Below are 11,104 nucleotides of genomic sequence, written 5' to 3'. Positions count from 1 at the left end.
TCACACTGGCGACGACGACGCCAGCACCAAGCCCGCATCAGCCACTACAAACGACGCGGACACAGCCCCTGAAAACTGCCCAGCAATCAGAACAAGCACCGTTGCAGTAGTAGGTCTTGATGTCCCAGAGCATGTCGGTGGAGAAAAAGGTCGGATAGTACGTCTTACCTGCGCAGTTGTAGTCCCCCGAGGTGCCGTCACACATCAGGTCGATCGGCACATCAGGATAGGAAGTCGGTTTGTCCTTGAACGTGGGGCACTCGGCAGGGGTTTCACGCAGAGGGTCGTCCTGCGTCATCCGCTCGATGCACCGATTGACGTGGGACAGCTCGACCTTTGCCGGCGCCGTGCTGCTGGCGACCTGGGAGGCCCAGCCGTACTGGATCTCCTTCACATAACCGGAGGAGACGTACGAGCGGGCCTTGTCCGTATTGGCGACGGACCGGTAGTGGTTGTACTCCTTGTCGTAGAAGTACATCGACTCGACCTCATTGGCGTCAACGACACGGTCGAGGTTCCAGCGCCAGGCCTGGGTGCACGGTTCGGGGAATTGATCGTGGCACGGCTCGCCCGCGTCGTTGCCGACCACGGGCACGGTGAAAACGGAAGCAGTAGCGGTGGTGGTGCGTTCGGATCGTCCCCAGCCGAAATAGTAGCGGTGCCCGTCCTGAGAGGAGATGACCCAATACTCGCCGTCGCGGCCTGCGCCATGGCCGCCGAACAGACGCTGCACCCGCCAGCCCGGATCGTCCTTGACGTGATATGAGCCGGAGCCGGTGTTGTCCTGAATGAGCTGGGAGCTGACACCATTGAGGTTGATGACATAGACGGCGCCGGAGGGCTCCTTAGTGCTGTTCGGGGAGTCCCAGCACAGGTCACCGATCGTCTTTAGGCCGTCCTGGGTGCAGTTGCGGTACCGGCGCTCGATGAAACCGACGCTTAGATCCCACCCCATGCCGACCCATGAAGCCTGGTTGTTGGATGCCGAGGTGCGCCCGTCCACCGACTGCGAGTTGTACGACATCGCCAGGGAGGGCGCGGAGCCCATCGGCGGTGACGGCAGCCGGATCGGCACGTTGTAAGCGAACGCACCAGAACCGGGCGACACACTCCACGAGCCGGTAGACGACATGGTGGAGGCGCGGTAATCGCCCTTGTCCGAGGACGAACCGGTGGCGAGCGCATACACGCTCCCGCCGCTACTGCTGCCCAACTGTGTCGTAACACCCTGCGTGTCCGGCTCGGCGATCACTGTCGCAGTCAGCGTGCCCGTGGCAGTGTCGTTGTCCGCGGAGACGACCTCCCTCTCGGCGCATTCATCGGCATCCGGGGTCTGCAAGGCGCAGGCAGGCAGCTTGACCAGCTGCAACCGGGAGGCGAAGTCGCCGCCGTAGGCATACTTGAAGCCCGAGTAGTCGATGTCGACGCGGACCTGGCCAGGCTCGTCGACGCCGTCGGTGCGGGTCACCTGCAGGCCCATGCCGATCCCACCGGCGGGCGCGACCGCTTCGCGGTCCAGGACTCGTACGTCAACCTGATCCGGCGATACCGAAGGCCTTGAGGTGTCGGTTGGGCCGCCCGTCGCGCTCGCCGAGGGCGAGGGAACCAGTGGTCGGGGCTCAGGGCTCGTGGACGGCTCAGAGCTGTCCGTGCTGCTTGCGGTAGGCGAAGCGGAATCCTCGTCCACTTGTTGCATGTTGCTGAGTTGGGGCTCGAATGGGTCTGCGGCGGGCAGCGGCGTGACCTCAACTACGTCGCCGACCTGCGTTTGAGTCTCACTGCTCGCCGTAGGCGACGGGCTGACCGCACCTGGTGTTCCGGGCACCGCATTAGACAGGTCGATGCTGGCTTCAGCGTTCCGCGGCCAATCCGGCGCCGGGAGCGGCTTGCCAACTTCTTCCGCCTGCAGTGGCGGGACGGAGCCCAGCGATTGAGATGGCACTACTGGGGTCGAGTCGTTCGCCGCTCCGGCTTGTTGCGGAGAGACCATCGACAACGTCGACAGCAAGCCCGCAAGCACCGCGCCGGCCACACCCGTCGAGACATAGCGCATCACACGCGCACGCCGAGCAGCCACTCAATACTCCCACCCCATGCGGCCGCCCGACACTGGGGCATGCTCGCTATCCAACTCGAAGCCACCGTCGTCTTTTCGGGTGCCGCACTCCTCAGCGCGGGTCATCCACCGCAGAAGATGATCAGTGAAGATGGAACGTATCTGATGTGAACCTGCCGTGAACAGCGGCGTCGTGGAAAGGTTCCCGCAACGTGGGGTGATAACGGTCACAGCTCGCTGTCAAGCGGCGTCTCCACCGCCGCGATTTCTGCTGTCGTCCTGGCGGGCGTGCAGTCAGGCTCCAACGAGCGCCAACTCTCTGCCCATCCAATGTGTCCATGAAGCGGGGTTTCTCCCGCAGCCTTCTGCTGGTAGTAATCGAGCATCCACCCCAGTGCGCGTGTCGGGTGGCGTGCCCCAGCCTCAGGGTGCTACCGCCAGCCAGACCCTCGGCCGGTGATCTCATGGTGGTCCTGCATAAGACTTGGCGCCCACATCTGTGATCGATAGGGGGTGGGCAGAGGAATGTGGAGTGCGGGGGGGGCGTCGTTATGGCCGTACCGCTGCATGCGGCGGCGAGGAACTCGATGCGCGTACGCAGTCTGAGGGCAAGAGCGGACCACCGCGGCGACGGATCGAGCCGCCCGGAACGAGGTAGAGGATGACATTCGGGCTGGGGTGGAGGCTGGGAACTTTGAGCCTCCACGCTTCATCGCAGCGAAGGACATGCTTGGTTCCCTGCGAGGTCGGTGCCGTTGTGCGGGCCAGCACGAGGCCAGATCCGGAAGCGGTCGCCAAGGTTGTTGCCGGCCTGAAGGGTCGAGGCTGACGCCAGACCAGGCATCTGCCGACTGAAGTCAATGAAGCTCGGGGACTGGAGAGGAAGGGGTGGATGGTGAGCGTCGTTGCCGGATCGGTCTCCGAGCGGGCCGTCTCCCTCAAGTCCGACACCGAAGTCCAGCCCTCGTTCAAGGGCCTGATGTTCCGCGGGACATATCGGGGAGACGGCACATACAGTGTCCCCTCGGCTCCTGCATCACCTTCGTAGGTTCGAGGTCGGTGCCTAACTAGTGACGCCGAATTGCAACACTGGTTGTCAGGGTGCACCCGAGTAGGTGGGTCATATTTCGAACGCTCCCTGAAGCCCTCCCATGCGACCTCGTATTCCAGCGCTGCCCAGGCCTTCACGTCCAGAAGATCATGAACAGTACGCTGATGGCGAACAGGATGGGACCCGACACCATCAGAGCAATCCCACAAATCTTGTAGAAGGCCGGGCCAACGGCGTCTGCATCGAGGGCTCCAAGGCTGCCCAAGCGCTGCGCGCAGCTCCGACCGCCGGGCGAGCTGAGCGTCGACAGCGCCGCTGAGGTTGAACGTCCAGCGCACGCCCTGGGCGGTCGCTACCGTGCCGACTGCGGCTAGAAAGAGGAGTCCCCATATCGAAGGGGACGAGCTGGAGCCGGACGTGGCGGCGATCATGAGCATGTCGCGATAATGCCAGAGGCTTCAACTGCCAGTACAGACCAAAGAATCACTGATGGTCGTGGATCCAGGACAGGCCTCCCAAGTGGAGTCGTTGACGAGTTCGGGTGACGGCCACGTAGGCCAGTCTCGCCTCAGCGTCGTCGATGGGATCGGGAAGCGGCGAGGTGTCTGTCTGCCCGTCGTCCAGATGGTTCTTGGGGCGTGTGAAGTCGTCTGCGATGAGGACGCAGGGCCATTCGCGGCCCTTTGCCTTGTGGGCGGTCGAGACGGTGATCTGCGCGTGCGGCTCGGGGGTGAGCTGTGCAACGGCGGCAAGGATGGCATCGGTACCGTGGGAATCGACCAGGTTGACCAGGGGCTGCAGGTCGCGTCCTGCCGCGTCGTGGGCGGCATAGTCCTGCAGAGCGGCCCAAGTGGGAAAGAGAACCAGTTCGGGGTGGTGGGTGCGGCGGCCTGCTTTGAGATCGCCGGCAGCGAGGGCCAGCGCACGGAGACTGTCCCCTCCTCCCGAGCTACTCGACCAGCTCGTGGCATCGCGCGCTTTGGTCTCCTGGCGGCATAACCGGGACAGCGATGAGCTCTTCTGGTGGCTGCCGTCGCCGGTGCGGACGGGGCACCGGTAGGAGTGGAAAGTTTCAGCCCTCCAACGGGATCCGGGCGGCGATCTCACGGGCCAGCCGGCCAGCCTCCGCAGACGCAGGCCTTCCCCCTCACGGCGACCATGGCCAGCAGGCGGAGCAGGTCATGAGCCTCCTCCAGAGTCCAAGGAGCCAGCCGCTCGGTGGCGTGCTCCATCGGAGCGAAGGCCAACTCATCGAGCTCGGCATCTTCGCTCAGGCCGGCGGCCCATTGGCCCCATGGTCACGTACCCGCGGCAGGAGAAGCTCCCCCCGCGCGGGTGAAGGCGGGGCGGCCGTGGAATGCATCCACTGCCCGATTGCCTTGCCCTCGTCTACCCCTCGACCAGGAGCAGGATCGTTGAGCTCCCAACCGCGCGTGAGCAGAGCACCACTGCGCCGCCCGCGAGTCCGGACTGCGGGACTCGAGTGGGCAACGGGGCTGCTTTGCCGACCCCCTTCGGCGTCAGGGAGTTACCCGAGCGCAGAGATGTGGTGGCGTCGACCGTCGACGATGCTGGTACGTCGTAGGCCAGGTCTCCTTCCGGATCCCAGTGCAGGACGGGGACTGGAGGGAAGAGCATGTCGTGCACAAGGCGGGCAAGTTCCGCCCGCCCCACGTAGCCGGCAAGCGACTGCTGGCGAGAATCGCCGTCGGCGCTTACATCTGTGAGGGCTTCCGATGGGCTGCGCGGGCTCTCGGGTCACCAAATCCCTTCGATGACCTCGTCGAAGATGAGGGCCCATTGGGACTGCTCGCTCTCGAAGGGCAGCGGATCGAAGGCTTCAATGCGAGCACGAAGCTGCTCGACCTGCACCTCGGTGTCGCCCTCGTCGTCACGCTCACGGTCATCGAACTTCTTGAACAGGTGCAGCGCGTAGACGAGGGATTCCACGTCTCGGTGAAGCTGCGTGTACGACTCAGGGGGGTCCCCCTCGCCGAACGCGTACACCTTGCCGCTGGCCGGGTCGAGGGCAATGACGGACGCTGCGAAGTAGGCAAGGACGAGCCACGAGCGGCACTCCGAGGGCAAGGGTCCGTCGTCAGGTTTGAACCACTCGGCCAGCCTGATTGACTCTTCCTGTCCGACGCTGGCTCTGGACTTGAAGTAGTCGTTGTCCGGGAGTCCGACACTACTGAGGAAGTCCGCGGTGCGCGGCTCGAGTTGATTGTCGGGTGACTCGTAGCGTGGGAAGTACACGACGCCGGACAGGCCGAAGGTGTTCAGGAGTTCGTCCGGCGTGACAGCGAAGCTCATGCGGGGGACCTTTGTGTCGCTGGCAGGGGCGTGGAAAGATGTTAGCGGCCGTGCGCTTTGCGTAGTTCTTCCATGTACTGCTGGTGTTCGGTGTCCCGGCGGTGGCGTGGGATGGCCTGGTCGTAGTCGTTGGTGTGGTGGACCGTCTTGGCGTCTTTGAAGTGCAGGTCGAGCCATCTGTCACAGCTGGGCTTGAGCTGGCAGGGCTCTCGTTCGGTGAAGACCTCCTTGAGGCCTGATTGTTTTCCATTGTGCAGGATGGGATAGCCGATGGAGCGTTCGGAGTGCATGCTCTTCTCGCTGTAGCCGACGAGGACACTCTCACCTCTGCCGTCCGGATCGATGTAGCGGCCTGCGGCGTAGTTGTTTCCGCTGTAGTCGTCACGGGCGTAGCGGGCGAGTTGGGTTGCTTGTCCGAGCTCGTCGGTGTAGGGGTCGACTTTGGTGGAGTGGACTTTGCCGGCGTGGGTGTTGGGGACGGAGGTGTCGGCTTGGTCGCGCCGGGTCTGGGGGCGCCAGGCTTTGCCGTTGTCGAGGATGCCGTCGAGGCGTGCTTTGTCGGTGCTGTCGAGGTGGTGGAGTTTACCGTCGGCGTCTAGGCGTTCGACGGTGCCGTCGGCGCTGAGCAGGTAGGTGCGGACGTCTTTGCAGCTGTCGATGTCGTGCTTGGTCTTCTCGTCGTTCTTCTTGTGATCTTTTTTACTGGTGTCGATCTTGCCGCCGTGGTCCTCGAGGACGTGGATGGTCTCGTCGGTCTTTTTCTCGACGGCGTCCTCGGCCTTGTCCATGACGGCGGCGAGCTTGTGGAAGCGGCTGTCCTTTTTGACGGAGCTGCGCCTTTTGGCGCCGCCCGTCTTATGGTCGTTCTTCTTTTTGTCAAAGTTCCGTTTGGTTTCGTCGTAGCCGCCGGAGGCTTTTTCGAAATCGTCGAACTCGATGACCAGGTCCTGCGCCATGTCGGCGCTTCCGACGGCGTAGTGCGAGAGGTCGTTGTCGTCGTGGGCGTCGAGTTGGTCGGTGAACAGGTCCTCGATCTCGCCGAGGATCTTCGCCTCGATCTTGTCGGTGACGATGGAGGTGATCTCTCCGATGGCGTAGTCGATGGCCTCGTGGAGCGCGATGCGGCAGGCGGCGATCGCAGCGGCGCTGAGGAGGCCGCTGAGGCCGACGGTGAAGAACATGCCGATGACACCCGCGGTCGCGGCGGCGGCTGTTGCTGACAGCTCGGCTATACAGGCTATTTTGCAGCCTTCGATGAAGCCGGCGCAGTCGTCGAGGGCGCCGGCCAGGTCGTCGAGGGCCTTGATGAAGGTGGAGAGGTCTTTGGTGGTGAGCTTGCCCCAGCGGCGGTCGATCGCCGTGACGGTCATGCCCTTGCTTCGGCCGGCGACGATATGGGAGCAGGCCTTGTTGCCTTCGGTGATGACGTCGCGCAGGCCTTCGGCAAGGTGTCGGTAGTCCTTGGCGCAGTCGCGAACTTCGTCTTCATCGATGTTGGGCCATTTGACCCCGACGAGATCGAGGACTTCAACCAGCTCGTCCGGCAGCTTCTTACCCACGCATCCCATCCCCCGTGCGACAGCAACCGCCCTACCCTTCACGTTGAGTGAAAGATCGTCAAGCCGTGAGCGTCGAGATCCGGCCCCGCCCTGTCTCAGCAGGGCCGCAGGCAGAGGACCATTTCGTCGCTGCCAATGACCAGGTCTGCGTTCGCAGTTGCCGCCAGAGAGCGAACGGGCCATCCAGGGCGGAAGGTCCGCGTCGTGCCCGTGTTCCAGATGTGGTGCTCGATCAGGCCGTCTGCCCATCCGACGGCAAGCGTCGGCCCCTCACTGGTGTGCGCTGCGGCCAGAGCGGTGACGGGAACTGTTCGCTCGGCGAGCGGTGTGGTGAGGGGTTCTCTGCCGGGAGACCATGCGCGCACGCGGCCGTCTGCCCCACCGCTGTACAGGAGGGTCGTCGGCTCGCGGCCGTCGGCGGCGGTCAGGTCCAGGGCGGCGAGGGCTGTTGCGGGTCCGTTGTGCAGGGTTATGGCATAGGGGCGGGCTGTGGGCTGGTGGAGCGGGATGGCGTGGACGGAGCCGGCTTCGTCGGCGACGGCCATCAGGCTGGGGGAAGCGGTGAGAGCGCGGCCTGGTGTCTGCGACAGGAACTCGTTCATGGTGTGGACAAGTTGCTCGAGGGGGGTGGGTCCGCCGTCCAGGAGTGCGCTGATTCCGGACGGCGTGCGCGTGGCAGTGCTGTGCGCTCCTTCCAGGCGGCCTTGGGGGTCCAGGGTGAGCACGGCTCCCTCCGGAAGTGCCGCGAGCGCCTGCGTCTGCATGAAGGTGCGATGTAGCCGACTTGAGGGGACCGCGGTGTCGGCATGGATGATCCGCACGATGCCTTGGTGATCTCCCACCAGAAGCTTGCCGGCGAGCACACCGTGTCCGGTGGCGAGACTAAGCGCAGGCCCGGGCCAGGGTGGGCTGACGTCGCCGGTCACTCGGTTCCAGACCACGCTCCAGTCGGCGTCAGCGGCGAGCGCAGCCAGTTCCTGCTTCAGGCGGGGGTCGGCGCCGTCACCAAGGGCTGCCAGCAAGGTGAGTGCCCGTGTGGCTGGCTTTGACTCGCTGATGAGGGCCTGTCCGGCGCGCAGCCAGGCGGCGCGCAGTCCTGCGTGGTCGGCGTTGCTGTCCTCATAGAGGGTGGTGACGTGGATCGGGTCTTGGGCGCACACGCGTCCCGGATCATCCAGCGTTTCTGCGGATACTGGGGAGGGGGCTGTTCCGGGGCGAGTGTCGGTCTGTGCGGCTTTCCAGACGGCGAGCCGTTCGGTATCGGTCCACTGGTCGTGGTCGAGGTTCATGACCGCCGGTGCCAGTGTGACGAGTCGGGACGTTGCAGGGCTCGTGGTGGTGGTTTCCACGAGGAGGCGGACGTGGTCGAGACGCATCAGGTCCGTGGCGAGGTCGGCAAGTATGAGGGGGTCGGCGGCGTCGTGCAGGTCCGGCAGGACGATCGTGACCGGTCGACGGTCGCTGGCCAGAGCCGCGACCAGCTCTCCCGGGGCCCGGGCGACCAGGTTAAGTTGGTTGGCCAGGGTCCAGACCGCACCGCGCACGCCGAGGTCCTGCAGCGGTGCGACCGCGTGGACGCGGCGTTCCTGAGGGGTGCCGGGACGTGCCCCATGTGCCACCAGCCAGGCCAGGAGCGTCGACTTGCCGCATCCGGTGCTGCCGGTGACCAGGCACATGTGGGGGGCCGCGGGGTCGGCCAGCCAGGCCAGCAGGGCGGCAGCTGCGGGTTCCCTCCCGGCGGCCGGCCGCTCCCAGCGGTCAGGACTCACTGCGGGGCCTGCCGGGCCGCGTGGGTGATCAGCTCCTTCAGGCCTTCTTCGCGGGACTCGGCATCGGGGCCGTAGTCGAAGCTGTGGGTGAACTGGGCGTGCGGGAAGGTGTGGTTGAGCCAGACTGCGCAGTAGTGGCCGGGCATCATGCAGGGTTCCAGCTCGCAGTACACCCGGCGTACCTGCTGCGGTGCGATGCCCTGCTCTTTGAGCCGCTGCCACAGCAGTTCTTCCGGGTGAGGGCGCCCTGGTCCGGTGGCGTCCGTGGCGATCTGCCTGTTGCCCGCCTGGTCGACATATTCAAAAGCGGAGGAGAACGGGAAGTTCAGGGTGTGCCGCACGTCGTCGAGGACCCGCGGCCACCAGCTCTCGCGCTCCTGGAACGCCTTCTCGTCGAGATGCCTCAGCTCGGCGTTGAGTTCACGAAACGCGGCCGCTGCGACGGAGAGGCCGGTCGAGGCCGCAATCACTGGCAGCTTCCGGTCCAAGGCGGCTAGGGCCGACGTGAACTTGACGACGCTCGACGACACCAGCATGTCGTCCTCGCCCTCGTCCCCAAGGAACACCGCCTGCACCGCGCCGTCGGGGCGCACACACAGATGCGCCAAGCCGTCGGTGCCGATCCGCAGCCAGTCGGCCATCTCCGCAGGAGGCCGCGGAAGCCCCTGATGCCCCGCCAGGAGACCAAGCGTCACGCCGTCGGAAGGGGCGGCTGCCGCAAAATAGCGCGCCACGTTCAGGGGCACGCCCGTGTCTTGCACGTACTCGCGGCTCCAGTCGGGCAGCCGGATGCCATACGCCCCCGGGACGTGGAAACGGCGCATACCGTCGGCGCCGAAGTGGCCGAGAGCCGCGTCCCGCACAGGCTCGGACATCGAAAATACCTCTCAAGCTGCAGTGATCCGTCGGAACATACTCTGCCAGGGTCTGCGATCGGGAAGGAACACCACCCTTGGACAGCGCGGACGGCTAGCCGAACACTCGACAGATACAGAACTCCTCGACGAGCGACGGGAAGCCGTCACGAATCTTCGCGCCTCGCCACGGCACCGCGCTGGGAAGAGCGGGCCCGTTCCGTGCTGCCGTCTCGGGCAGGGCACACCACAGCCGCCAGTGCGCCGCAACCATAATGAGGCGTATGCAGTTGGAGAGAGCGTGAAAAATGACGCCCCCCACCGACGACATCTTCAATCTCACGGACACAGACTTCGCGACCGTCGACGTCCCGGCGGAGCGCCTGCCGGTGATCTCTCTCCAGGAAGCACAGGAAGTGCTACAAATTCTTCTGCACGCCGCGCACGGCACCGGCGCTCACGCAGAGGCGGCACGGCGACTGGCCCGTGAACTCGCAGCACGCATCCCCTCCGACATCTGATCCAGGTCGTGTAACTTCCCGCCGCCGCCCCCTTGGGGAACGTTTGACACGCACCGTGCCCGTCCTGCTGCAGGTCCGGCACCACGAACACGAACTTCGGGATCTCCATAGCCGCCAGGACGCACTCGGACATGAGTCGAGGTGCATGGTTGACGTTGGCATGATCATCTCTCGTAACAGTGTCGCTGCATATGCATATCGAGCATGCACCCGTCAAGGAAGCGCTCTCGGTCGATTGTCTCGAACGGGCTAGCGAATGCCTCAGCCTCCTGATTGAGTACTCCTCGTAACCCCAAGGGCACCACAAGTGAGGAGACGCAACATGCGCACAACCCGCACCAAGAGTGTCGTCGTAGCTGGTCTGGCCGGAGCATTGATGGCGGTGGCCAGTCCGACCGTCACTCACGCGCAGTCGCAGCAGAGTTACGACCCCTCCCCCACGCCGGTCTCGGCCCTGGCCACCTCCGCCGGCCCCTTAGGGCTGGAGAATCAGAAGTCCGGGAAGTACCTGCAGCCCTCGGGCAACAGCACCGCCAACGGCGCCAAGATCGTCCAGCAGACCGGCAACTCCAACAACTCCGCGCAGCACTGGTACACCGTCCAGGACGGCGACTACCTCAGCTTCGAAAACGGTCTCTCCGGCAAAAACCTCGGCATCAACGGCGCCAGCACGGCAGCCGGCGCGGCAGCCATCCAGGCGAACGGGTCCGGTGACCTCAACCAGGACTGGCTGATCATTCCGAAGACGTCGACGCAGTTCGTCCTGCAGAACCGCAAGAGCCACTTGTGCCTGGGTATTTCCGGAGCCAGTACCGCGAACGGCGGGCAGGCCGCCCAGTTCGCCTGCGACGGGACGGCCAACCAGCTCTGGTCGCTGCACAATCTGTAGCCCAGGCGCTCATGAGGGAAGCATCCCTTCGCCTGCTGCCGGCGGCTGATTCCTCGACCAGCCTGACTGCTTCGGCGTCATGCTGCCGACAG

The 11,104-nt window shown here is 64.9% G+C and carries 8 protein-coding genes and 1 pseudogene; 2 read left to right on the top strand and 7 right to left on the bottom strand.

Translation table 11 applies throughout. The features are described from left to right. Window positions 1-37: 37 nt before the first annotated feature. From AC069T_RS05055 to AC069T_RS05025, 7 genes and pseudogenes are all read right to left on the bottom strand, one after another. Entirely contained in the window at window positions 38-2,056 is a 2,019-nt protein-coding gene (locus tag AC069T_RS05055) for a hypothetical protein (RefSeq protein ID WP_478781386.1), read from the bottom strand. 1,534 nt (window positions 2,057-3,590) lie between these two features. Continuing rightward, window positions 3,591-4,055, bottom strand: a pseudogene (locus AC069T_RS05050) (3'-5' exonuclease); the annotation flags it as partial. Window positions 4,056-4,210: 155 nt separating this feature from the next. Further along, a complete protein-coding gene (locus tag AC069T_RS05045; RefSeq protein WP_478781385.1) occupies window positions 4,211-4,339 on the bottom strand; it encodes a hypothetical protein in 129 nt (42 codons plus the stop codon). Between the two features lie 526 nt (window positions 4,340-4,865). Beyond that, on the bottom strand, window positions 4,866-5,420 hold the full coding sequence (locus tag AC069T_RS05040; RefSeq protein ID WP_478781384.1) for an SUKH-4 family immunity protein: 555 nt from the start codon (window positions 5,418-5,420) through the stop codon (window positions 4,866-4,868). Window positions 5,421-5,461: 41 nt separating this feature from the next. Continuing rightward, window positions 5,462-6,988 (bottom strand): WXG100-like domain-containing protein, encoded by a 1,527-nt coding sequence (locus AC069T_RS05035; RefSeq protein WP_478781400.1) that lies wholly within the window; start codon window positions 6,986-6,988, stop codon window positions 5,462-5,464. A gap of 86 nt (window positions 6,989-7,074) precedes the next feature. Next, window positions 7,075-8,655: a hypothetical protein gene (locus AC069T_RS05030; protein WP_478781383.1), complete on the bottom strand. Its 1,581-nt coding sequence runs from the start codon at window positions 8,653-8,655 to the stop codon at window positions 7,075-7,077. Between the two features lie 89 nt (window positions 8,656-8,744). Further along, window positions 8,745-9,623 carry a nucleic acid/nucleotide deaminase domain-containing protein gene (locus AC069T_RS05025; protein WP_478781382.1) on the bottom strand — a complete coding sequence of 293 codons (879 nt, stop codon included), beginning with the start codon at window positions 9,621-9,623 and terminating at the stop codon, window positions 8,745-8,747. A gap of 287 nt (window positions 9,624-9,910) precedes the next feature. On the opposite strand from AC069T_RS05025, the gene AC069T_RS05020 reads away from it, so the two are divergent. After that, window positions 9,911-10,123, top strand: coding sequence for a DUF6417 family protein (locus AC069T_RS05020; RefSeq protein WP_478781381.1), 213 nt, complete (start codon window positions 9,911-9,913; stop codon window positions 10,121-10,123). 376 nt (window positions 10,124-10,499) lie between these two features. Next, window positions 10,500-11,012, top strand: coding sequence for an RICIN domain-containing protein (locus AC069T_RS05015; RefSeq protein WP_478781399.1), 513 nt, complete (start codon window positions 10,500-10,502; stop codon window positions 11,010-11,012). Window positions 11,013-11,104 lie beyond the last annotated feature (92 nt).

The organism is Streptomyces sp. NPDC043867 (assembly GCF_056435845.1).
Note: the sequence above shows the minus strand (reverse complement) of the source record. Positions and strands in the feature narration are given on the sequence as shown.